General features: G+C 67.1%; 25 protein-coding genes. 22 read left to right on the forward strand and 3 right to left on the reverse strand.

What is annotated here, in order from left to right; genetic code table 11:
- Positions 1 to 14 precede the first annotated feature (14 nt).
- Positions 15 to 569, reverse strand: coding sequence for a hypothetical protein (locus O5I81_RS09100; protein ID WP_271068625.1), 555 nt, complete (start codon positions 567 to 569; stop codon positions 15 to 17).
- Positions 566 to 1,015 (reverse strand): hypothetical protein, encoded by a 450-nt coding sequence (locus tag O5I81_RS09105; RefSeq protein WP_271068626.1) that lies wholly within the window; start codon positions 1,013 to 1,015, stop codon positions 566 to 568. Before O5I81_RS09105 ends, O5I81_RS09100 begins: the two co-directional genes overlap by 4 nt.
- Before the next feature lie 105 nt (positions 1,016 to 1,120).
- Here O5I81_RS09105 and O5I81_RS09110 point away from each other — a divergent pair, with 105 nt between their 5' ends.
- The 6 genes from O5I81_RS09110 to hemA all read left to right on the forward strand — a co-directional run bounded on the left by O5I81_RS09110 (position 1,121) and on the right by hemA (position 7,312).
- Complete coding sequence (locus tag O5I81_RS09110; protein WP_271068627.1) at positions 1,121 to 2,260, forward strand: isobutyryl-CoA dehydrogenase; 1,140 nt, start codon at positions 1,121 to 1,123, stop codon at positions 2,258 to 2,260.
- 37 nt (positions 2,261 to 2,297) lie between these two features.
- Positions 2,298 to 3,350, forward strand: a complete 1,053-nt coding sequence (locus O5I81_RS09115) for an enoyl-CoA hydratase/isomerase family protein (protein WP_271068628.1) — start codon at positions 2,298 to 2,300, stop codon at positions 3,348 to 3,350.
- Positions 3,351 to 3,418: 68 nt separating this feature from the next.
- Entirely contained in the window at positions 3,419 to 4,219 is an 801-nt protein-coding gene (locus O5I81_RS09120) for a class I SAM-dependent methyltransferase (protein WP_271068629.1), read from the forward strand.
- Positions 4,216 to 4,959 (forward strand): methyltransferase, encoded by a 744-nt coding sequence (locus O5I81_RS09125; protein WP_271068630.1) that lies wholly within the window; start codon positions 4,216 to 4,218, stop codon positions 4,957 to 4,959. Before O5I81_RS09120 ends, O5I81_RS09125 begins: the two co-directional genes overlap by 4 nt.
- 67 nt (positions 4,960 to 5,026) lie before the next feature.
- Entirely contained in the window at positions 5,027 to 5,926 is a 900-nt protein-coding gene (mmsB, locus tag O5I81_RS09130; RefSeq protein WP_271068631.1) for a 3-hydroxyisobutyrate dehydrogenase, read from the forward strand.
- Between the two features lie 159 nt (positions 5,927 to 6,085).
- Positions 6,086 to 7,312, forward strand: a complete 1,227-nt coding sequence (gene hemA, locus O5I81_RS09135) for a 5-aminolevulinate synthase (protein WP_271068632.1) — start codon at positions 6,086 to 6,088, stop codon at positions 7,310 to 7,312.
- A gap of 5 nt (positions 7,313 to 7,317) precedes the next feature.
- On the opposite strand, the gene O5I81_RS09140 is transcribed toward hemA, so the two are convergent.
- The gene (locus tag O5I81_RS09140) at positions 7,318 to 7,752 is read right to left on the reverse strand and encodes a MucR family transcriptional regulator (RefSeq protein ID WP_271068633.1); all 435 of its coding nucleotides are present in this window, start codon (positions 7,750 to 7,752) and stop codon (positions 7,318 to 7,320) included.
- 162 nt (positions 7,753 to 7,914) lie between these two features.
- On the opposite strand from O5I81_RS09140, the gene glyA reads away from it, so the two are divergent.
- The 16 genes from glyA (at position 7,915) to O5I81_RS09220 (ending at position 21,501) form a co-directional block, all read left to right on the forward strand.
- A complete protein-coding gene (glyA, locus tag O5I81_RS09145) occupies positions 7,915 to 9,204 on the forward strand; it encodes a serine hydroxymethyltransferase (RefSeq protein ID WP_271068634.1) in 1,290 nt (429 codons plus the stop codon).
- Between the two features lie 30 nt (positions 9,205 to 9,234).
- Positions 9,235 to 9,702, forward strand: a complete 468-nt coding sequence (gene nrdR / locus O5I81_RS09150; RefSeq protein WP_271068635.1) for a transcriptional regulator NrdR — start codon at positions 9,235 to 9,237, stop codon at positions 9,700 to 9,702.
- A 154-nt stretch (positions 9,703 to 9,856) separates the two neighbouring features.
- A complete protein-coding gene (locus O5I81_RS09155) occupies positions 9,857 to 10,555 on the forward strand; it encodes a RibD family protein (protein WP_271068636.1) in 699 nt (232 codons plus the stop codon).
- 1 nt (position 10,556) lies between these two features.
- Positions 10,557 to 11,150, forward strand: a complete 594-nt coding sequence (locus O5I81_RS09160; RefSeq protein ID WP_271068637.1) for a riboflavin synthase — start codon at positions 10,557 to 10,559, stop codon at positions 11,148 to 11,150.
- Positions 11,147 to 12,268 (forward strand): 3,4-dihydroxy-2-butanone-4-phosphate synthase, encoded by a 1,122-nt coding sequence (ribB, locus tag O5I81_RS09165; RefSeq protein WP_271068638.1) that lies wholly within the window; start codon positions 11,147 to 11,149, stop codon positions 12,266 to 12,268. The genes O5I81_RS09160 and ribB overlap by 4 nt, the downstream gene beginning before the upstream one ends.
- Positions 12,265 to 12,729: a 6,7-dimethyl-8-ribityllumazine synthase gene (gene ribH / locus O5I81_RS09170; RefSeq protein WP_271068639.1), complete on the forward strand. Its 465-nt coding sequence runs from the start codon at positions 12,265 to 12,267 to the stop codon at positions 12,727 to 12,729. Before ribB ends, ribH begins: the two co-directional genes overlap by 4 nt.
- 80 nt (positions 12,730 to 12,809) lie before the next feature.
- A complete protein-coding gene (nusB, locus tag O5I81_RS09175; protein ID WP_271069014.1) occupies positions 12,810 to 13,262 on the forward strand; it encodes a transcription antitermination factor NusB in 453 nt (150 codons plus the stop codon).
- A complete protein-coding gene (thiL, locus tag O5I81_RS09180; RefSeq protein ID WP_271068640.1) occupies positions 13,246 to 14,223 on the forward strand; it encodes a thiamine-phosphate kinase in 978 nt (325 codons plus the stop codon). The genes nusB and thiL overlap by 17 nt, the downstream gene beginning before the upstream one ends.
- 184 nt (positions 14,224 to 14,407) lie before the next feature.
- Positions 14,408 to 14,755 carry a GIY-YIG nuclease family protein gene (locus tag O5I81_RS09185; RefSeq protein WP_271068641.1) on the forward strand — a complete coding sequence of 116 codons (348 nt, stop codon included), beginning with the start codon at positions 14,408 to 14,410 and terminating at the stop codon, positions 14,753 to 14,755.
- Between the two features lie 24 nt (positions 14,756 to 14,779).
- The gene (locus tag O5I81_RS09190; RefSeq protein ID WP_271068642.1) at positions 14,780 to 15,214 is read left to right on the forward strand and encodes a hypothetical protein; all 435 of its coding nucleotides are present in this window, start codon (positions 14,780 to 14,782) and stop codon (positions 15,212 to 15,214) included.
- 165 nt (positions 15,215 to 15,379) lie between these two features.
- Positions 15,380 to 17,509 (forward strand): sodium-translocating pyrophosphatase, encoded by a 2,130-nt coding sequence (locus O5I81_RS09195; protein ID WP_271068643.1) that lies wholly within the window; start codon positions 15,380 to 15,382, stop codon positions 17,507 to 17,509.
- Between the two features lie 152 nt (positions 17,510 to 17,661).
- Entirely contained in the window at positions 17,662 to 18,696 is a 1,035-nt protein-coding gene (locus O5I81_RS09200) for a DUF6429 family protein (RefSeq protein WP_271068644.1), read from the forward strand.
- A complete protein-coding gene (locus tag O5I81_RS09205; RefSeq protein ID WP_271068645.1) occupies positions 18,693 to 18,881 on the forward strand; it encodes a sodium/proton-translocating pyrophosphatase in 189 nt (62 codons plus the stop codon). Before O5I81_RS09200 ends, O5I81_RS09205 begins: the two co-directional genes overlap by 4 nt.
- Positions 18,882 to 19,002: 121 nt before the next feature.
- The gene (locus O5I81_RS09210) at positions 19,003 to 19,425 is read left to right on the forward strand and encodes a hypothetical protein (RefSeq protein ID WP_271068646.1); all 423 of its coding nucleotides are present in this window, start codon (positions 19,003 to 19,005) and stop codon (positions 19,423 to 19,425) included.
- Positions 19,426 to 19,474: 49 nt separating this feature from the next.
- Positions 19,475 to 20,776 carry a replication-associated recombination protein A gene (locus tag O5I81_RS09215; protein ID WP_271068647.1) on the forward strand — a complete coding sequence of 434 codons (1,302 nt, stop codon included), beginning with the start codon at positions 19,475 to 19,477 and terminating at the stop codon, positions 20,774 to 20,776.
- A complete protein-coding gene (locus O5I81_RS09220) occupies positions 20,773 to 21,501 on the forward strand; it encodes an RluA family pseudouridine synthase (RefSeq protein ID WP_271068648.1) in 729 nt (242 codons plus the stop codon). Before O5I81_RS09215 ends, O5I81_RS09220 begins: the two co-directional genes overlap by 4 nt.
- Positions 21,502 to 21,601 lie beyond the last annotated feature (100 nt).

Below are 21,601 nucleotides of genomic sequence, written 5' to 3' on the forward strand. Positions count from 1 at the left end.
GCGAGCGCAAGCGCCTAGGGGCGCCAGCTGCCGCTTGGCATGCAGACGTGATCGGCCGCCTCCACGGCGTCGAGCTGCTCGACCAGCAACCAGAAGTCGAAGCCGTCCGGCCGGGTGATCACCGTCATGTCGTCCGGATAGAAATCGGTCGTCGGGGCATGAGGCGGTTCGAGGTCGCGGATCTCGTGCAGGGTCCGCTCGGCCTTGCCCGCCGGCCCCCAGGCGTAGCGCTCCTTCAAGCCGGTCCCGCTGCTCGCGCTGGCGCCGGATCGCTCCAGAGTTCCCGAGCCGTCGGCGGCAAACCTGTAGCGGTCCTCAACACTCCAGTCCCCGGACGGCGTGTAGACGGTCTGGTCGATGCTGACGGACCCCCCGGCCCGCGACACCTTGCCGATCACATAGGCCTGATCTCCCGGCGCCGACCGGTCGCGGCTCTTCGCATCCCGGAACAGGCAGAGGTCCGGCTTTTCCGGATCGCCCTTCATGATCACGTAATAGCTACCGTCCGCCGCGCTGGCGGCGCCGGCCAGGGCCGACAGGGCCAGTATGCCGATCAGCAGCCGCTTCATGCCGCCGCGACCGGCCGCGGCGTCGTCGCCAGCCGCAGGAAGCCGACCGCCGGGGCCGCCAGCGACCACAGGGCCATCAGGGCCAGGCCGATGCCGGAGGCGATGAACAGGCCGATGATGCGGCCGGTGAAGGTCAGGTTCGAGACCTGCACGTCGCTGTGCAGCTCGTCGCGCCAGGCCTCTCCGAGCAGGTCGGCCAGCGCCCAGAGGCCGCAGATTCCGGCGACGAGGCCCAGCAGGAAGCCGATCCAGAAGATCTGGATCTGGAACCGGTAATGCTCGCGGAGCTGCGGGGTGGCGGACCGTCGCTGGCTGTAGGCCATGATCACCCCGACGATGCCGGGCACCCCGGCGAAGAAGATGGCGCTGAACAGCAGGCCGTAGCCGATCAGTCCCATGACCCGCTCGGTGTCGAACCGGCGGGCCTCGGCGTCCGTTAAGGTCATGCGGCTCTCCCGTCAGGCAGCGGTTGACAGCTTGGCCCCTCGGCGTCAGGTCAGCAAGCCCACGGCGTGAGGGTAACTCTTCGCGCGAGATCAGGACATCGACGCATGGATTTCTCCCTCACCGACGATCAGCGCGCCATCCAGGAGATGGCCCAGGCCTTCGCAAGGGATGAACTCGCCCCGCATGCCGCCGGATGGGATGAAGAAAGCCACTTCCCGGTTGATGTCCTGCGCCAGGCCGCCGCGCTCGGCTTCGCCGGCGTCTATGTGCAGGAAGATGTCGGCGGCTCCGGCCTGAGCCGCCTCGACGCCTCGCTGATCTTTGAGGCGCTCAGCTACGGCTGCGTGCCGACCGCCGCCTACCTGACCATCCACAACATGGCCTCCTGGATGATCGACCGCTTCGCGTCGGACGAACTGCGCCACAAATACCTGCCGCGCCTGACCACCATGGAGCTGATCGCCAGCTACTGCCTGACCGAGCCCGGCAGCGGCTCCGACGCCGCCGCCATGCGCACCAGCGCCCGGCTGGACGGCGATCATTACGTCCTGAACGGTTCCAAGGCCTTCATCTCCGGCGCCGGGGTCTCGGACGTCTACGTCGTCATGGCCCGCAGCGGGGCCGACGGCCCCAAGGGCGTCTCGGCGTTCGTCGTGGAGAAGGGCTGGGAAGGCCTGTCGTTCGGCGCCAACGAGAAGAAGATGGGCTGGAAGTCGCAGCCGACGGCCCAGGTCAACTTCGACAACGTTCGCGTGCCGGTCGAGAACCGCATCGGCGGCGAGGGCGAGGGCTTCCGCTTCGCCATGATGGGCCTGGACGGCGGTCGGCTGAACATCGCCAGCTGCTCGCTGGGCGGCGCCGCCTTCGCGTTGGACACGGCCAAGGCCTACATGGAAACCCGCAACCAGTTCGGCAAACCGCTGAAGGATTTCCAGGCTCTGCAGTTCAAGATCGCCGACATGGCCACCGACCTTCAGGCCTCGCAGCTGATGGTCCGCAACGCCGCCAGCGCCCTCGACAATCGCGACCCCCACGCCACCAAGCTCTGCGCCATGGCCAAACGCTTCGCCACCGACAGCTGCTTCGACGTCGCCAACAACGCCCTGCAGCTGCACGGCGGCTACGGCTACCTGGCCGACTACCCGATGGAGCGCATCGTCCGCGACCTGCGGGTGCACCAGATCCTCGAAGGCACCAACGAGATCATGCGGGTGATCATCGGGCGCGAGATGTTCCGGCAATAGGGCGACTTTTGCCCCGCTCGTGCGCTATCAGATGAACATGACCGAAGAACCCGAAGTCCTCACCCGCGTCGAAGCCGGCGTCGGTCGCGTCACCCTCAATCGGCCCAAAGCGCTGCATGCGCTGACCACCAACATGTGCCGGCTGATCACTGAAGCCCTGCTGGCCTGGCGCGACGACGACGCGGTCCACTGCGTTCTCATCGACCATAGCGGCGAGCGCGGCTTCTGCGCCGGCGGCGACATCCGCATGCTGGCCGAGAGCGGGGCAGGGGACGGCCGCGAGGCTCGCGAGTTCTTCCACACCGAGTACCGGCTGAACCATCTGCTGTTTGTCTATCCCAAGCCCGTGGTGGCGGTGATGGACGGGGTGACCATGGGCGGCGGTGTCGGTCTCTCCATGCCGGCCGCCGTGCGCATCGCCACCGAGCGGACCACCTTCGCCATGCCCGAGACCGGCATCGGCCTGTTCCCTGACGTCGGCGGCGGCTGGTTCCTGCCGCGCCTGCCCGGCAAGACCGGGCTGTGGCTGGCGTTGACCGGGGCGCGGATCAAGGGCGCCGACTGCATTCGGCTGGGCATCGCCACCCACTATATGCCGAGCGGGCACGTCGAGGGCTTCAAGGCCGCGCTGGCCGAGCACCCGGAGAGCATCGCCGGCGCGCTCGCCCATTTCGTCCGCGACGCCGGCCCGGCCCCGATCGAGGCGCATCTGGAAGACATCGACCGGTTCTTCGGCCGCCCGTCGGTCGAGGCCATCCTCGAAGACCTGGAACAGGACACCGGCGAATGGGCGCGAAGCACCCTCGTCACCCTCGGGACCAAGTCGCCGCAGACGATGAAAGTCGCCTTCCGCCAACTGGCCCACGGCGCCCTGTTCGACGACTTCGCCGACAACATGGTCATGGAGTACCGCATCGGCGCCCACGTCGTGCAGCGGCCCGACTTCATCGAGGGTGTCCGCGCCGTCATCATCGACAAGGACAACAGCCCGCGCTGGAGCCCCGAAACCGTCGAGGCGGTCGGCGACGACCTGCTGGACGAGATTTTCGCGCCTCTGCCCGCGAATGAGGAATGGACTCCGCTGACGTGAGCCACAATCTAGCCTAGAGAGGTCCGCAGGTCGGGGGACCGAACGAAGCAAACGTCCAGGAGAGACGAATGACGCCCCGCGTGAGTTGGCTGGCCCTGGCCGCCGTCCTGACCCTGACCGCCTGCGCCACCACCCCGCCCCCGCCGCCGCCGCCCGTGGAAGCCGGAGCGGCGCTGCCGACCTGGCTGGACGCCGCCCTGACCGATCCCAGCCGGCCGGCCGCCGACATGGCCCGCGACGTGGGCCGGCGTCCGGGCGAAACCGTCCTGTTCGCCGGCATCAAGCCCGGCATGAAGGTCGCCGACCTGATCCCCGGGGCAGGCTATTTCACCCGCATCTTCTCCAAGGCCGTCGGTCCGCGTGGCCGCGTCTACGCCTATGTGCCCGGCGAGTTCGCCGCCCAGGCCAATCGCGATCCGGCGGTCACGGTCGTCACCCAGGACCCGGCCTACGCCAATACCCGCATGATCGTCGATACGATGCCGAGGTTCTCTGCTCCCGAGAAGCTGGACGTCGTCTTCACGGCCCAGAACTACCACGACCTGCACACCACGCGGATGGGACCGGTCGATGTGCCGGCCTTCAACCGCGCGGTGTTCCGCGCCCTCAAGCCGGGCGGTCTCTACGTCGTCATCGACCACTCGGCCCAGAAGGGCAGCGGCCTGTCTGCCGTGAACAGTTTCCACCGCATCGATCCGGCCGTCGTGCGCCGGGAAGTCGAGGCGGCCGGCTTCATCTTCGACGGGCAGGGCGAGTTCCTGCGCGAGCCGAAGGACCGCATGAATGTAAGCGTCGTCGACAAAACCATCCGGGGCGAGACCGACCAGTTCGTCTACCGCTTCCGCAAGCCTGGGAGGGCACGCCGTTGAACAAGACACTGATCGCCGCTGTCGCCGGAGCGCTCGCTCTGGCCATGACCGGGGCCGTGGTCGCCGCCGACTACAGCGCCGCCCTGAACGACGCCAAGCGTCCGGCCGACCAGAAGGCCCGTGACGTCGCCCGCAAGCCCGCGGAGCTGCTGGCCATCGCCGAGGTCAATCCCGGCGACAAGGTCGGCGACTTCATCATGGGCGGCGGCTATTTCACCCGCATCTTCTCGGCCGCCGTCGGTTCGACCGGCAAGGTCTACGCCGTGCAGCCCAAGGAGTTCATCGACTTCCAGGCCAGCTATGGGACCAACCAGGACACGGTGGTCGCCGACTATGCCAACGTGGTGCCGCTGCGCCCGTCGCTCGGCGCCGTCACCTTTCCCGAGCCGCTGGACGTCATCTTCACCGCCCAGAACTACCACGACATGCACCTCAGCATGGCCCCGGAAGCCCTGGCCGGCATGGTCGACAAGGCGCTGTTCGACGCGCTGAAGCCGGGCGGCCTGCTGGTCATCGTCGATCACTACGCCGCCGACGGTTCGGGCACGCGCGACAGCAACAGCCTGCACCGCATCGACATCGAGACGGTGAAGAAGGAAGTCCTGGCCGCCGGCTTCGTGCTGGAGAGCCAGAGCGACATCCTGCGCAATCCCGCCGATCCGCGCACCGCCAGCGTCTTCGACGCCTCGATCCGCGGCCAGACCGACCAGTTCGTGCTGAAGTTCCGCAAGCCGAAATAGGCTTGCGCCGCCTGTAGATTCCCAACGACGCCGGCCTCGCTACGGGTCGGCGCAAGGAGCGTTTTAAATGACCCGCGTAGCCTTCATCGGCGTCGGCAACATGGGCGCTGGCATGGCGTCCAACCAGGTCAAAGCCGGCCGTCATGTCGCCGCCTTTGACCTGTCGGCGGCGGCCCTCGACAAGGCCGTGGCCCACGGTTGTTCGCCGTCTGCCTCGGTCGCGGAGGCGGTGAAGGATGCGGACATCGTCATCACCATGCTGCCGGCCGGCAAGCATGTGCGCGAGGTCTATGAAAAGGACATCTTGCTCAACGCCCCGACCACGGCCCTGCTGATCGACTGCTCGACCATCGATGTCGACAGCGCCCGCGCCGTCGGAGCCATGGCCAAGGCCGCCGGCTTCCGATTCGGCGACGCGCCGGTCAGCGGCGGCATCATGGCCGCCGAGGGCGGGACCCTGGCCTTCATGGTCGGCTGCGAGGAGGACGACTACCCGGCTTACGAAGAGGCTCTCAAACCCATGGCCCGCGCTGTCTTTCACGCGGGCGACCTGGGCTCGGGCCAGGCGGCCAAGATCTGCAACAACATGCTGCTCGGCGTCTCCATGCTCGGCGTCTGCGAGAGCTTTGCCCTGGCCGAGAAGCTCGGCCTCGATCCGACGAAGTTCTTCGACATCGCCTCGAAGTCGTCGGGCCAGTGCTGGAGTCTGACCACCTACTGCCCCTGGCCGGGCCCGGTGGAATCGGCGCCGTCCAACCGCGGCTACGAAGGCGGCTTCCTCACCGCCCTGATGCTGAAGGACCTGAAGCTTGCCCAGGACGCCGCCTCGAAAGCCGGCGCGACCACCCCGATGGGCAACCAGGCCGAGGCCCTCTACGCCATGTTCGATGGCCTGGGATTCGGCCAGAAGGACTTCTCGGCCGTCCTGCAACTGATGCGGGGAAAGCTGGACGAGCTCGTCGGATAAACCTGAGAGACGTTCTCACAGGACCCGCGACCGTCGGCGGCGTATTCTGCCTCCGTACAAATCCTTAATTGGACAGGTCTCGGTGATGAGGGATAAACCCCACGCCGACAACGAGAAGAAGAGGGGCCGGGCCTCGGGGCGAGGACCGGACATCGCCAGATGGACTATAAAGCCGCGTTTCGGACCGCCGTGGAGCAGGTTCGTTCTGAAGGTCGCTACCGGGTGTTCGCCGATCTGAAGCGACACCGTGGAGCCTTCCCGCGCGCCACCTGGACCCGTGACGACGGCAGCTCCAAGGACATCATCGTCTGGTGCTCGAACGACTACCTCGGCCAGGGCCAGAACCCGGTCGTGCTCGACGCCATGCACGCGGCCATCGACGCCAACGGTTCCGGCTCGGGCGGCACCCGCAACATCTCCGGCACCACCCACCATCACGTCGAACTGGAACGCGAACTCGCCGACCTGCACGGCAAGGACGCGGCCCTGTTGTTCACCTCCGGCTACGTGGCCAATGAGGCGACGCTGTCGATCCTCTACAAGGTGCTGCCGGGTCTGATCGTCTTCTCGGACGAACTGAACCACGCCAGCATGATCGCCGGCATCCGCAATGGCGGCGGCGCCCGGCACATCTTCCGCCACAACGACCTGGAACACCTCGAAAGCCTGCTGATCGACGCCCCGGCCGATGCGCCCAAGCTGATCGCCTTCGAGAGCGTCTATTCGATGGACGGCGACATCGCCGACCTGGCCGGCACCGTCGCCCTGGCGAAAAAGTACAACGCCATCACCTACCTCGACGAAGTTCACGCCGTCGGCCTTTACGGCCAGCGCGGCGCGGGCGTGGCCGAGCGTGACGGCGTCATGAACGACATCGACATCATCGAAGGCACGCTGGGCAAGGCGTTCGGCGTGATGGGCGGCTACATCGCCGGCGACATCGAGATGGTCGACGCCATCCGCAGCTTCGCCTCCGGCTTCATCTTCACGACCAGCCTGCCGCCGGCCCTGACCGCCGGCGCCGCCGCCTCGGTTCGCTGGCTGAAACAGCATCCCGAGGTCCGCGACATCCATCAGGAACGGGCCGAAACCCTCAAGCAGATGTTCCGCGACGCCGGCCTGCCGGTCATGCCGTCGGTCAGCCACATCGTTCCGGTGATGGTTGGCGACCCCGTGCACTGCAAGATGGTCTCGGACATGCTGCTGGAAGACCACGGCATCTACGTCCAGCCGATCAACTACCCGACGGTGCCGCGCGGCACCGAGCGCCTGCGCTTCACGCCCACGCCGTTCCACACCGACGAAATGATGCGCGACCTCGTCAGGGCTATGGAAAAACTCTGGGCGCACTGCAATATTGCGCGCCTTGGCGGCGTGGCCGCCTAAGGGAGCTACTTCCGCCGCACACCTTTTCCGAGCCCGATCTTCTTGGCGAAATCAGAGCGTCGCTCGGCGTAGGCCGGCGCGACCATCGGGTATTCCGGCGGCAGACCCCACTTGCGGCGATAGTCTTCCGGCGACAGATCGTAGCGCGCCCGCAGGTAGCGCTTCAGCATGGTCAGCCGTTTGCCGTCCTCAAGACAGACGATGTAGTCGTGCTGCACCGACCGGCCGATCGGCACCGCCGGCTTCTGCTTGGCCGCTGGCGGCGCCGGGGCGACCTCGGCGCTCTCCAGGCCTTTCAGCGTCTGATGCACGCTTCGAATCAAATCGGGCAGGGCGGTGGCGTTCACCTGGTTGCGCGTCACATAGGCGGAGACAATGTCCGAGCCCAGTTGCAGCAACTCCGTGTCCGACGATCCCAGCGGGCGGGTGGAGTCGGCCATGGCTTCAAAACCTTTCAAACTCAACGACTAACGGAACTTGCCGCCCCTTTTCGAGCGGCTTGGCAAGGCGAACGTCTCGCCGCCCCGCCGGTTCCGATTGATCCCCCCGCTTCCAACCCTTAACAGGGCGCGACCCCGCGCCCGTTGCCGCCGGAGAGACCCATGACCGCCCACACCAAAGTTGCTCCCGCCTTCTTCGGCGCCGATCTGGCCCAAGCCGATCCGGACATCGCCAAAGCCATCGATTTCGAGCTGACCCGGCAACGGGACCAGATCGAGCTGATCGCCTCCGAGAACATCGTCTCCAGGGCCGTGCTGCAGGCCCAGGGTTCGATCCTGACCAACAAGTACGCCGAGGGGTATCCGGGCAAGCGCTACTACGGCGGCTGCGAATACGTCGACGTCATCGAGCAGATCGCCATCGACCGCGCCAAAGAGCTGTTCGGCGCCGCCTACGCCAACGTCCAGCCGCACTCGGGCAGCCAAGCCAACCAGGCGGTGTTCATGGCCCTGCTCAAGCCGGGTGACACCTTCATGGGCATGGACCTGGCGGCCGGCGGCCACCTGACCCACGGCAGCCCGGCCAACCAGTCCGGCAAATGGTTCAAGCCGGTCAGCTACTCTGTGCGTCAGCAGGACCAGCTGATCGATTATGATCAGGTCGCCGAAGTCGCCGCCGCCGAGAAGCCCAAGCTGATTATCGCCGGCGGCAGCGCCTATAGCCGCGTCATCGATTTCGCCCGCTTCCGCGAGATCGCCGACAGCATCGGCGCCTACCTGATGGTCGACATGGCCCACTTTGCGGGTCTCGTCGCCGGCGGCCACTATCCCAGCCCGGTGCCGCACGCCCATGTGGTCACCACCACCACCCACAAGACCCTGCGCGGCCCGCGCGGCGGCCTGATCCTCAGCAACGATGTGGATCTGGGCAAGAAGTTCAACAGCGCCATCTTCCCCGGCATCCAGGGCGGCCCGCTGGAGCATGTCATCGCCGCCAAGGCGGTGGCGTTCGGCGAGGCGCTGCAGCCGTCCTTCAAGGACTACGGCGCCCAGATCATCGCCAATGCCGTCGCCCTGTCCGACGGCCTGCAGTCGGCGGGCCTGAACATCGTTTCGGGCGGCACCGACAGCCACGTCATGCTGGTCGACCTGCGGCCCAAGAACGTCACCGGCGCCCTGGCGGAGAAGGCGCTGGAACGCGCCCACATCACCACCAACAAGAACGGCATTCCCTTCGACCCGCTGCCGCCGACCAAGACCTCGGGCATCCGCGTCGGCACCCCGGCCGGCACCACCCGCGGGTTCGGCGAGGGAGAATTCCGTCAGATCGGCAAGTGGATCGGTGAAGTTCTTGACGGCCTGTCGGGCAATGAAGCCGGCGATCCGGCCGTCGAGGCCCGGGTTCGCGAAGAGGTCATCGCATTGACGAAACGCTTCCCGATCTACAACTAGTAGGTCGAAGCCCACCGGAGGGGCCAAATCATGCGTTGCCCGTTCTGTGGACACATGGAAAGCCAGGTCAAGGACAGCCGCCCGTCGGAAGACGGCGCGGCCATCCGCCGTCGCCGCCTCTGCCCCGAATGCGGCGGCCGCTTCACGACCTTCGAACGCGTGCAGCTGCGCGAACTGACCATCCTCAAGCGCTCCGGCCGCCGCTCGCCCTTCGACCGCGAGAAGCTGGTCCGTTCGATCGCCATCGCCACCCGCAAGCGCCCGATCGATGCCGAACGGGTCGATCGCATGGTCAACGGCATCGTCCGCCAGTTGGAGAGCATGGGCGAAACCGAACTGCCCAGCAGCGCTGTGGGCGAGATGGTCATGAAGGCGCTCAAGAGCCTCGATGACGTCGCCTACGTTCGCTACGCCTCGGTCTACCGGGACTTCCGGCACACCGACGACTTCGCGAAGTTCCTCTCCGACGAGGGGCTGAACGAGGAAGCCGAGGACTAGGCCCCACTCCCAAATTCCGATCATCCCGACGAAAGTCGGGAACCAGTGTCCACCGGCGGAGCCGAGGCAGGCTCAAATCAGAGCCGAACCCTTCAGCAGTTTGCTAGCTGGGTCCCGACTTTCGTCGGGATGATCGGAGGGGTAGAGGAAGCGGATGCGCGTCACCCTGAAACTGGCCACCTCCCTCGACGGCCGCATTGCGACCGCCTCGGGCGAGAGCCGCTGGATCACCGGTCCTGCGGCGCGCGAGGAGGTGCATCGGCTGCGCGCCATGCACCAGGCCATCCTGGTCGGGGTCGAGACCGCCATTGCCGACGATCCGGAGCTCACCGTCCGCCTGCCGGGTTTTGTCGGCCTGCAGCCGGCGCGGGTCGTGCTCGACAGCCGCCAGCGGCTGCCGTCGAATCTGAAGCTGGTCCATGAGGCCAACCGCCTCGACACCGTCGTCATTTCCACCACCGATCCAAACAAGCGTTTGACTGACGCTGGGGTCACCGTGCTCAAGGTTGGACAACAGGATGGGCGACCCCATCTTCGCGAGGCGCTGGACGCTCTGTCCGACTGGTTGCTTTGGAAGATTACTGAGCGGCTGCCGACGGCGCTGCCGGAAAACTACGAAGGCTTTACCCCGTCGCTGTTCATCGAAGGCGGCGGGCAGGTGGCGGCCAGTTTCCTCAAAAGCGGACTGGTCGACGCCATCGAATGGTTCCGGGCGCCCATCGTGCTCGGCGACGAAGGCCGGCCGGCGGTCGGCGAGTTTGTGCTGAACCGGCTGGCTGATGCGCCGCGGTTCAAACGGGTTGCGGTCCACGAGGTCGGCGACGACCTGTGGGAGCGGTACGAAAGGCTCTGATATGTTCACCGGGATCGTCACAGACGTCGGCCGGGTCCGCTCGGTCCGGCAGACCAATCGCGACCGCAGGTACGAGATCGAGACCGCGTACGACGTCGCCTCCATCGACATGGGCGCTTCGATCAGCCACGCCGGCTGCTGCCTGACCGTGGTCGAGAAGGGCGATACCTGGTTCGCCGTCGAGGTTTCGGCCGAGACCCTGGCCCACACCACGCTCGGCGGGTGGGAGGAGGGCCACCGGGTCAACCTCGAGCGCGCCGCGCGGCTCGGCGACGAGATGGGCGGCCACGTCGTCTCGGGTCACGTCGACGGCGTCGGCGAGGTGCTCTCCATCGAGCCGGAGGGCGGCTCGCACCGCTACCGCATCCGCGCGCCGCGTCCGCTGCACCGGCTGATCGCCCCCAAGGGTTCGATTTCCGTCGAGGGCGTCTCATTGACCGTCAATGAGGTCGAGGACGACGTCTTCGGCCTCAACATCATTCCCCACACCTGGGATGTGACCACCCTGGGCGAGCTGAAACCGGGCTCGAAGGTCAATCTCGAGATCGACATGCTGGCGCGATACCTCGCGCGGTGGCAGGAGACCGCCTCATGAGCCACGACACCCCCATCTCGCCGATCGAGGATATCATCGAGGACGCCCGCAACGGCCGTCCCTACATCCTCGTCGATGCCGAGGACCGCGAGAACGAGGGCGATGTCATCATCCCCGCCCAGTTCGCGACGCCCGAGCAGATCAACTTCATGGCCCGCTTCGCGCGCGGCCTGATCTGCCTCTCGATCACCAACGACCGCGCCAAGGCCCTGCGCCTGCCGCCCATGGCCGCCGACAACCGCGAGAGCATGCAGACGGCCTTCACGGTTTCAATCGAAGCTAAGGAAGGCGTCACCACCGGCATCTCGGCCCACGACCGGTCGCACACCGTCGCCGTCGCCATCGACCCGACCAAGGGCGTCGATGACATCGTCACCCCGGGCCACGTCTTCCCGCTGGTCGCCAAGGACGGCGGCGTGCTGGTCCGCGCCGGTCACACCGAAGCCGCCGTGGATATCTCCCGCCTGGCGGGCCTCAACCCTGCCGGCGTCATCTGCGAGATCATGAATGACGACGGCACCATGGCCCGCCTGCCGCAGCTGGTCGCCTTCGCCCAGCTGCATGGCCTGAAGATCGGCACCATCGCCGACCTGATCGCCTACCGCCGCCGCAACGAGCGCCAGGTGGAGCGGGCCCTGGAGCGGCCGTTCGTCTCCAATTTCGGCGGCGAATTCCGCATGATCGTCTACCGCAACAGCATCGACAGATGCGAGCATTTGGCCTTGGTGAAGGGCAAGATCGACGCCGATCACCCCACGCTGGTGCGCATGCACCAGGTCGACATGGCCGCCGACATGCTGGGCGCGCTCGGCGCCCGCACCGACTACATCCCCTCGGCGCTCAAGGCGATCGGCGGGCATGACGGCCCCGGCGTGGCGGTGTTCATCCGCGATCCCAACCCGGCCTGGCTAAGCGAGCGCTACGGCGTCGATACCGAGGCCGGCAGTCAATATCGAAACAACGCCTTGCGCGACTATGGCGTCGGGGCGCAAATCCTCCTCGATCTCGGCGTACGCGAGATGATCCTCTTGACCTCCAGCCCGTTCAAGCCGGCGGCGCTCGAGGGCTATGGACTGAAGATCGTCGGGCGCGCCCCGATCACCGGAGAGAGTGAATGATTGACGACCCCGTCCGCATCCTGATCGTCGAGGGACGCTTCTACAACGATCTGTCCGACGAGCTGCTGCGCGGGGCGACCGACGCCATCACCGCGTTCGGCGCCGAGTATGACGTCATCACCGTGCCGGGCGCGCTGGAGATCCCGGGCGTCATCGCTATCGCCGACGAGGGCGGCCGCCGCCCGGCCGGCGTGCGCTATGACGGCTATGTGGCGCTGGGCGTGGTCATCCGCGGCGAGACCTATCACTTCGAGATCGTTTCGAATGAAAGCTGCCGGGGCGTCATGGACCTGACCCTCAAGGGCCTGCCGATCGGCAACGGCATCCTGACGGTCGAGGACGAGGAACAGGCCTGGGCCCGCGCCCGCGTTTCCGAGGGCGACAAGGGCGGCGGCGCGGCCCGCGCCGCGCTCGATGTGCTGAGCCACAAGCGCCGCCTGCTGGGGGGAGCCGGCCGATGAGCGACGAACCCAAACCCGCCTCCCTGGCCGAGGCCTTCGACAAGCTCCAGAAGCTGGCCGAGGAAAAACCCGTGGCCAACCTGAGCGCCAAGCAGCGCCGGGCCCGCACCGTCTCGCGCCTGGCCGCCGTCCAGGCCCTGTACCAGATGGAAATGACCGGGGCCGGCGTCGAGGCCGTCATCCGGGAATTCAGCGACCACCGCTTCGACCGCGACATCGAGGGCGAACTGCTGGCCCAGGCCGACGAGGACTTCTTCGCCGACCTGATCCGGGGCGCGGTCGGCGAGCAGGCCGACATCGACAAGGCGGTCATCGCCCGTCTGGCCTCCAACTGGAAGCTCGACCGCCTCGACGCCACCGCCCGCGCCATCCTGCGGGCCGGCGCCTGGGAGCTGATGCGCCGCCCCGACGTGCCGCTGGAAGTGGCCATCGACGAATACGTCGAGATCGCCAAGTCCTTCTTCGAGGGGCCGGAACCGGGCTTCATCAACGGCGCGCTGGACGGGATCGCCAAGGATGCCAAGCGCACCTGATCCAGACGGGCAGGGGGAATTCGACTGGATCGAACGCCTCCTCCGCCCGCTTACCCTGGGCGCACCGGGCGCTCTGGACCTGCTCGACGATGCCGCCGTCATCCGCCCGCGCGAGGGCCACGACCTGGTCGTCACCAAGGACGCCATGGTCGCCGGCGTTCACTTCCTGCCCGATGACCCGCTCGACACGGTGGCCCGCAAGCTCCTGGCCGTGAACCTCTCCGACCTCGCCGCCAAGGGCGCCGAGCCGATCGGCTACGTCCTGTCGGTCGCCTGGCCGAAGGACACCCCCTGGTCCGCCAAGGTGCTGTTTACCGAAGGGCTTGCCCAGGCCGGCCGCGACTGGCGCCTGCCCCTTCTCGGCGGCGACACGGTCTCCACCCCCGGGCCGCTGACGGTGACCGCCACACTGATGGGCGAGGTCCCCACCGGCGGCATAGTCCTGCGGCGCACGGCGCGGCCCGGCGACCTGCTGATGGTCAGCGGGCCCATCGGCGACGGCTGGCTTGGCTTGCAGGCGGCGCGGGGGATGATTGCGGATCCGGACGGTGTGCTGGCCGCGCGTTATCGCACGCCCATGCCCCGCCTCGACCTCATCGGAACCCTCCGCCAGTTCGCGCGGGCCAGCGCGGATGTCTCGGACGGCTTGCTGGCCGATGCCGGGCGGATCGCGATCGCCAGCGGCCTGGGGGTCGAGGTGGCGCTGGATCAGATGCCGCTGTCGCCGGAAGCGGCGGCCTGGCTGGCCTTGCAGGCCGATGAGGTCACGGCCCGTCTGGCGCTGGCCACCGGCGGCGACGACTATCAGATCGTCTGCTCAGTCGATCCGGCCGAGCGGCCGGCCCTGCACGCGGCCGAGGCCGGACTGGTAACCGTCGGCCGGTTCAAGCTGGGGCAGGGGGTTGGTGCGACGTTCAACGGCCATCCGGTCGAGCCCCAGCGTTTGGGCTGGACTCACTAGCCCGCCCATCCTCAAAAATCCGACTATCCCGACGAAAGTCGGGACCCAGTGTCCACCAGCGGAGCAGACGTTGGCGCTGATCAGAGCCGAATCCACAAGCTGCTTGCCAGCTGGGTCCCGACTTTCGTCGGGATGGTCGGAATTATTTGTTGCGGATTTGTTCTAGTTTGAGCCATGCTCAGCCATGGCCTTTTTCTGCTACATCGTGGCAAGTGGTCGGAACGGCACGCTCTACGTCGGTCAGACCGACGACCTCACGGTCCGCATCAGCCAGCATAAGCAAAAACTCACGCCGGGCTTCACATCCAGGTACGGCTGCGACCAGCTCGTCTGGTTCTGCGCCTACGACACCCGCGAAGCGGCCGTTCAACAGGAGCGCCGCCTCAAGGAATGGCGGCGCGAATGGAAGCCCAAGCTCATCGAAACCTCCAATCCCGACTGGCGCGACCTTTATTGGGAGGCCTGCGGCATCCACGACCCGTCCAAACCCTACGTCATCGCCGGCCTCAATCTCTCCGAAACCCGCCCTTAACCACACCCGCCCATAACCCATCCCATGGATCGCCGCGCCCTTCTCGCCTTCGTGCCAGCCCTGCTGGCCGCCACCGCCGCGCAAGCCTCGGGCGGCGGCGAGAAGAAGAAGGATTCCGCCGGCCAGTATGTCGATCTCGCCCCCATCGCCCTGCCGGTCGTGGTCGGCGGCAAGTTGATCAACTACATCTTCGTGGCCCTGCGGCTGAACCTCACCCCGTCGGCCGACTCGGTGAAGCTCAGGGCCAAGGAGCCCTGGTTCCGCGACGCCATGGTCCGGGCCGGCCACCGCCAGCCGTTCACCAATCCGAAGAACTATCTGACCCTCGACGAGGCCCGGCTGAAGTCCGTGCTGCTGCGCGAGGCGGGCGCCATCGCCGGCCCGAAGAACTTCACCTCGGTGACCATCACCTCGATGACGCCCAAGCAGCGCAGCGGTTTGCCGCGCCCCCCGGCTTAGCAAAACCCTAACGGCGCCATTGCGCCGCAATTCCCTAACTGGCAAACACGACCGGTCTTTTCGTAAGGGGGCGGGATACCGCTCTGCAAAGAAGGGGGACTGGAAGCCGCTCAGTGCAGCGGGCCAAAGCCTCCCATGCATGGAAACAAGGGGCTTCTTCTCATCATGAGTACCGATCAATTCCTCTGGCTTGCCATCGGGGGCGGCGTCGTCGCCGTCCTCTACGGCATCTTCCAGACCATGGCGCTGCTGCGCAAATCGCCGGGCAACGCCCGCATGCAGGAAATCGCCGCGGCCATCCAGGAGGGCGCGCAAGCCTACCTGAACCGCCAGTACGCCACGATCGGCGCCATCGGCGCGGTCATTCTGGTCGCGCTGTTCTTCGTCCTCGGCCTGCTGCCGGCCATCGGCTTCCTGGTCGGCGCGGTGCTCTCGGGCGCCGCCGGCTTCATCGGCATGCTGATCTCGGTCCGAGCCAACGTGCGCACGGCCCAGGCTGCTTCCGAGAGCCTCGGCAAGGGCCTCAACGTCGCCTTCACTTCCGGCGCCATCACGGGCATGCTGGTCGCCGGCCTCGCCCTGCTGGGCGTCGCGGGCTACTACTATGTGCTCACCAATGTGGTGCAGACTGAAGGCCGTCAGGTCGTCGACAGCCTCGTCTGCCTCGGCCTCGGCGCCTCGCTGATCTCCATCTTCGCCCGTCTCGGCGGCGGCATCTTCACCAAGGGCGCCGACGTCGGCGGCGACATGGTCGGCAAGGTCGAAGCTGGCATTCCGGAAGATGACCCCCGCAACGCCGCCACCATCGCCGACAACGTCGGTGACAACGTCGGCGACTGCGCCGGCATGGCCGCCGACCTGTTCGAGACCTACGCGGTGACCACGGTCGCCACCATGGTTCTGGCCAGCATCCTGTTCGCCGGCGAGCAGGCGGCCGCCATGATGATGCTGCCGCTGGCCATCTGCGGCGTCTGCATCTTCACCTCGATCGTCGGCACCTTCGCCGTCCGTCTGGGCAAGAAGCAGAACATCATGGGCGCCCTCTACCAGGGCCTCATCGTGACCGGCATCCTGTCGATCCCGGCCGTCTGGGTCGTGGTTCACCAGCTGGTCCCCGCCGACATCGTCGCCGGCGGCGTCACCTACACGGCCGACGCCCTCAGCTACTGCGGCTTCGCCGGCCTGGCCGTCACCGCCCTGATCGTCATGATCACCGAATACTACACCGGCACCGGCTTCCGCCCGGTCCGTTCGGTGGCCCAGGCCTCCGTCTCCGGTCACGGCACGAACGTCATCCAGGGCCTGGCCATGAGCCTCGAGTCCACCGCGCTGCCCGCGCTGGTGATCATCGTCGGCATCATCGTCACCTACACCCTCGGCGGCCTGTTCGGCATCGCCATCGCCACCACCACCATGCTGTCGCTCGCCGGCTTCATCGTGGCGCTGGACGCCTTCGGCCCGGTCACCGACAACGCCGGCGGCATCGCCGAAATGGCTGGCCTGCCCCCGGAAGTCCGCGTCACCACCGACGCCTTGGACGCCGTCGGCAACACCACCAAGGCCGTCACCAAGGGCTACGCCATCGGCTCCGCCGGTCTCGGCGCCCTGGTGCTGTTCGCCGCCTACACCGAGGACCTGAAGTTCTTCGCGGCCAACGCCGACGTCGGCAGCTTCTTCCACGGCCTGGGCGACGTCGCCTTCGACCTCTCCAACCCCTACGTCGTGGTCGGCCTGCTGTTCGGGGGGCTGTTGCCCTTCCTGTTCGGCGGCATGTCGATGACCGCCGTGGGCCGCGCCGCCGAAGCGGTGGTGCATGAGGTCCGCCGTCAGTTCCGGGAAAACCCCGGCATCATGACCGGCGAGGTGAAGCCCGAGTACGGCCGCGCCGTCGACATCCTGACCAAGGCCGCGATCCGCGAGATGATCGTGCCGTCGCTGCTGCCGGTCGTGTCGCCCATCGCGCTGTTCTTCATCCTCGACGCCATCACCACCCGCCAGAACGCCTTCGCCGGCCTCGGCGCGATGCTGATGGGCGTGATCGTCACCGGCCTGTTCGTCGCCATCTCGATGACCAGCGGCGGCGGCGCCTGGGACAACGCCAAGAAGATCATCGAGGAGGGCTTCACCGACAAGGACGGGGTCACCCACGGCAAGGGTTCGGAGGCTCACAAGGCCGCCGTCACCGGCGACACCGTCGGCGACCCCTACAAGGACACCTCGGGTCCGGCCGTGAACCCGATGATCAAGATCACCAACATCGTCGCCCTGCTGCTGCTGGCCATCCTGGCGCACTAAGGCTTCTGATTTTCGGTTGAACTGCGAGCGCCCTCGGAGACCCGTCTCCGGGGGCGTTTTCGTTTCGATGCCGTCTTCAGCACCCTGGATATTGAGCACCAGGTCGCGCCGTGACAAATTTGCCTCTGCCGCCCTCTCAACCAAAACCCACCATGCCCAAGAAACTCCTGAGGCCTGCGATAGACCGCGAAGCGCTGGACGCCGCGCAGGAGATCGCCTTCGACGCCATGGAGGCGGCGACGCCGGCCAAGCGCAAACAGTTGGCCCGCAAGGCGCTGTCCCTGTCGCCGTTCTGTTCGGACGGATATCTGGTGTTGGGCGAGGAAGCTTCCGATCCCGCCGGGCGGATCGACCTGTTCAGTAAGGCCGTCGAGGTTGGGCGGGCAGCGCTCGACCCGGACCTCGCCGCCGAGGGGCAGGGCCAACTTTGGATGTTTATCGAGGCCAGGCCCTACATGCGGGCCTTGCATAGCCTGGCCGTGGCGCTCGGAGAGGCCGGAATGGTCGGGGACGCCATCCCCCACTGCGAGCTGCTGCTGCGCCTGAACGAAGGCGACAACCAGGGCATCCGCTACATCCTGATGGACTTTCTGCTGATGGCCGGCCGCGACGCGGACGCCCAGGCCCTCTGGTCCAGGTTCGCGGAAGACGATTTCGCCGCCTGGACCTGGTCGGCGGTGCTGCTCGGCTACCGCGCCAAGGCGCCGGATCTGCAGGCGCGCCTGAAAAGAGCCAGGACGAGCAACAGCCATGTCGAGGCCTACCTGACCGGAGGCCGGAAGCTGCCCAAGGACCTGCCGCCCTACTATTCGCCGGGGGAACCCAGCGAAGCCATCTCCTACGCCTTTGACGCCCGAAAGGCCTGGTCAAGCACCCCCGGCGCGCTGGAGTGGCTTCGTGGGCCGACGCCAAAGCGCCCGAAGCGGCGGGATGACGATGCGATGAGCGCCATGGTCGCGGGCGATCCGGAGCGAATTGATCGCGCTGTCCTGGCCTTGCTGCTGCTCGGTCTGCATGGCGATGGCCGGGTGTGGAAGTCGCACGACTGGGGAACGCTTGATCGGCTCCATGACAAAGGTTGGATCACCGATCCGGTCGGCAAGGCCAAGTCCGTGGTCATGACCGACGACGGCCTGAAGGCGGCGACGGACGCCTTCAACGCCCTGTTCGGTCCGACCGAGGGGTGATCGGCGGCGGCGGCTGGGACAACAACAGCGTCACCCATGGCAAGGGCTCGGAGGCTCACAAGGCCGCCGTCACCGGCGACACCGTCGGCGACCCCTACAAGGACACCTCGGGTCCGGCCGTGAACCCGATGATCAAGATCACCAACATCGTCGCCCTGCTGCTGCTGGCCATCCTGGCGCACTAGGGCTTCTGATTTTCGGTTGAATTGCGAGCGCCCCGGAGAGCAATCTCCGGGGTGTTTCGTTTGGGGGGATCAGGTGTCCGGTTTGTCACGACGCACTGTGTTCGCGTCAGCTGCTCTGTGCTTGGCCGGATCGGGCCCCGCTCGCGCGGCGCATCAATATCACGTCTCACCGCCGCGCTATCCCGGTCCGGATGAGGGGCTGGTCTATATCTTCAGGACCGCCGCACCGCTCGGGCCATGCCCGCTCTCCATCGACGGCAAGCGGTTTCTGATGTTGGAGTACGGCGACTATAGCTGGCTCTACATCAAGGCCGGCGTTCATGACTTTTCGCTGGCCTTGCCGCTCGGGGCATGGCGGAAACAAATCCTCAATATCCAGCCCGAGATCCGCGGCGGACAGATTACCTACCTTCAGTTCCGGTCCACGCTGGTCGGGGCCCAGATCGACGCGACATTCGAGGAGATCGGAAAACGCCAAGCAATCCCCGCGATGAGTCGCAACTGGTACCGCAAGCCTGATCCGGGCTGGGACACCGCGCGCTGATCCGCATCGGGTGAGACGCGACCGGCTGGAATCCGCTACAACGTCCGCCATGTCCGACCTTTTCGCCGCCGCCGGCCTCACGCCCCACGCCCCGGCGCCGCTTCCCGAACGCCTGCGTCCGCAAACCCTCGACGACGTCGTCGGCCAGGAGCATCTGCTCGGTCCCGGCGGTCCGATCCGCCGCATGGTCGAGGGCGGCCGGCTGGCCTCGATGATCCTCTGGGGGCCGCCCGGCACTGGCAAGACCACCATCGCCCGCCTGCTGGCCAAGGCCTCCGGCTATGAGTACCAGCAGCTGTCGGCCGTCTTCTCCGGCGTCGCCGACCTCAAGAAGGCCTTCGAGCAGGCCCGGATGCGCCGCTCGGCCGGCCAGTCGACCCTGCTGTTCGTCGACGAAATCCACCGCTTCAACCGCGCCCAGCAGGACGGATTTCTGCCCTTCGTCGAGGAGGGCATCGTCACCCTGGTCGGCGCCACCACCGAGAACCCCAGCTTTGAGCTCAACGGGGCGCTGCTTTCCCGCAGCCAGGTCTATGTCCTGCGCCGCCTCGACGACGAGGCCCAGCGGGGCCTGCTGATCAAGGCCGAGACCGTCGAAGGCCGCCCCCTGCCGGTCGATGACAACGCCCGCGAGGCCCTGATCGCCATGGCCGACGGCGACGGCCGCTATCTGCTGACCCTGGCCGACACCCTGCTGGGGCTCGACTTCCCCCAGCCGCTCGATATCGCCGGCCTCTCCCAGGTTCTGCAAAAGCGCAGCCCCGCCTACGACAAGGACCGCGAGGGCCACTACAACCTCATCTCCGCCCTGCACAAATCGGTGCGCGGCTCCGATCCGGACGCCGCCCTCTACTGGCTGGCCCGCATGCTGGAGGGCGGCGAGAACCCGCTGTTCCTGGCCCGCCGCATCGTCCGCATGGCCTCCGAAGACATCGGCGAGGCCGACCCCCTGGCCCTGGTCATCGCCAACGCCGCCAAGGACACCTACGACTTCCTGGGCAGCCCCGAGGGCGAACTGGCCCTGGCCCAGGCCGTGGTGCATCTGGCCGCCGCGCCGAAGTCCAACGCCGTCTACAAGGCCTTCGGCGAGGCGCGCAAAGCCGCCAAAGAGACCGGCTCCCTGATGCCCCCGGCCCACATCCTCAACGCCCCCACCAAGCTGATGAAGGACATCGGCTACGGCAAGAACTACGCCTACGACCCCGATACCGAGCGTGGCTTCTCCGGCCAGAACTACTTCCCGGACGGCATGGCCCGCCGCAAGTTCTACCAGCCGAAAGGCGAGGGGGCCGAAGCCCGCATCAAGGAACGCCTCGACCGCTGGGCGGCCATGCGGGAGGAGGGGGAGTGAGCGGTCCGCTGAATGAAGCGGACATCGCCTTCGTCAAATCCCTCGTCCTCCACGAGGACGCCGCCATCATCGCCCTGAACAAGCCCTCGGGCCTGTCCAGCCAGGGCGGCCGCATCCAGGCCCACACCCTCGACGACCTCTTGGCCGCCTTCGCCAGGTCGAGTGGCAACCGCCCGCGCCTGGTCCACCGCCTCGACCGCGACACCAGCGGCGTCATCCTCACCGCCCGCACCAAGCCGGCCGCCGGCTTCCTCGGCAAGGCGATGATGGGCCGCCGCTTCCGCAAGACCTACCTCGCCATCGTCACCCCCGGCGCGCCGGAGCCGACCGGTGGAACCATCGAACACGCCCTTCGCCGCGAAGAGATCGGCCGCGAGAGCTACATGCGGATCGCCAGGGCCGATGAGGTGGGGGCGGAGACCGCCCTGACCCGCTACCGCACCCTGGCGAAGACCGACGGCGCCGCGCTGGTCGAATGCAGCCCCCAGACCGGCCGCATGCACCAGCTGCGCGTCCACCTGGCCAGCATCGGCCGGCCGATCGCCGGGGATGTGCGTTACGGCGGGGCGCTGACGGTGAACGGGGTGGCGGTCCCGAGGCTGATGCTGCACGCGGCCCGCCTGAGCTTCCCGCACCCCGAAGGTGGGACCACGACCATCGAGGCGCCGATGCCGGAGGATATGCAGACCGTCGCGGCCGCGCTGGGCCTCACCCCCGGCGCCTGACCCCACACCTGTCATCCTTCGGTTCCGCGAAGCGGAATCCGGAGGACCCACCGCAAGGGCGGGACCGGCTGGATTCAGAAGGCTTGCCCACAGGCCGGCA

It is taken from the genome of Caulobacter sp. NIBR1757, assembly GCF_027912495.1.
Taxonomy (GTDB): Bacteria; Pseudomonadota; Alphaproteobacteria; order Caulobacterales; family Caulobacteraceae; genus Caulobacter.